A 1,262-nucleotide genomic window follows, 5' to 3' on the forward strand; every position below is an offset into this window, starting at 1 on the left:
ACGGCAAGCAGTAGTCATATTTTTTCTTCGTCAGCTGGCCCGTTTCCCGATCCGGCATGACTATTTGGAATATTTCATATGGCCGTTTGCATACTTCGCAAGTCTTTTCACCAAGCTTTTCTCTTTGAAAAATCGTAAGATTCTCCGTTGCTTTCCCCAAAATGTTGTTTGTGTTTTGCAATGGATGTCACCCCTTTTTGTTCACCTTTCATTTGAACAGATAGTTTGTCGTACTGTTTCCGCAGCTTATCGGCGCTTAATATGTTTTTGTGCCAAAATTCGTGACCGGTAGCCCACAGGATCACTTCCTGAATGTCTTTTCCTGTCCGCTCGTCTTGCTGCATCATGAGCCTAATGGTATTTGCCCAGCTTTCCATATTCGGCTCTTTCATGTCCGGCGCATTCACTTTTACTTTCTTCCATAGCAGCCCCGCTAGAGCCATTTGTTTTTCATCGTATACATAGCGCTTTTTCTTCGGTTTGGGTTCTTCCTTCTGTGCCGTTGGTGTACCATCGGTGTGCCGTTTCTGTGCCACAATCTCATTTTCTGAACCCTGTAAACCCTGATATGACGCATAGTTAACGACCGTGAAGAGTGTGCCGCTATCAGTTAATTTAGTTGTTATTTCCCCGTCATTTTCCAAACTCTTGAGCTTTCGGCGTAGGGTAGTCAAAGGGTAAACTTTCTTTTTGTTGCCCTTGCCCTCCCGATAAGCCAGGTCATCTTGTAAATTCCGCAGTGACCGCAAATACTGGCCCTGCTGAACGTGTACGCCGTCCTGCTGTATGCCTTCTTTTGAGGAAACCGCGTTCCCAATGAGATAGAAGAAAATTCGAAACTTAACCACGTCCGACCATATATCATGATTGAATATCCCCCTATTCATCAGAAACGCGTCCATATTCCCTCAGTCCTTTCCTATGCTGATTCTTTTTCTGCTTTTGCAATCCATTGTTTGAGTTTATTTATATTGAAGTCCGCTTGACCTTCAGGAAGTTTATTCAAATCAGTTATATTTAGGGCTGTATAAACTAGAGATTCTTCCTGCCCCCGCAGACCTGCGAATTTAACCGCTAAATCTTTCAATTCCATTTTTTGTTCTTCTGTTATTAACTTAGTCGGCTTTGATTCTTCGACTTTTTGTTGAAACGCATCAGGATCATCATTGTCTGTTGCGATGTTGAATTGTTTTAAGAAGAAGTATTTTTCCGCATAGGTTAGGGCCTTACCGACACCTTTTTCACCCGCTCTGTCAACACCC

General features: G+C 43.1%; 2 protein-coding genes. Both read right to left on the bottom strand.

The features are described from left to right. Window positions 1–107: 107 nt before the first annotated feature. The gene (locus ACFQ88_RS39700) at window positions 108–902 is read right to left on the bottom strand and encodes a hypothetical protein (protein WP_377984107.1); all 795 of its coding nucleotides are present in this window, start codon (window positions 900–902) and stop codon (window positions 108–110) included. A 17-nt stretch (window positions 903–919) separates the two neighbouring features. After that, on the bottom strand, window positions 920–1,262 hold a 343-nt coding region (locus ACFQ88_RS39705), incomplete at its 5' end, for an ERF family protein (RefSeq protein ID WP_379463448.1).

The sequence above is a fragment of the Paenibacillus sp. NPDC056579 genome, from assembly GCF_042793215.1.
In the GTDB taxonomy this organism is placed as follows: Bacteria; Bacillota; Bacilli; order Paenibacillales; family NBRC-103111; genus Paenibacillus_S.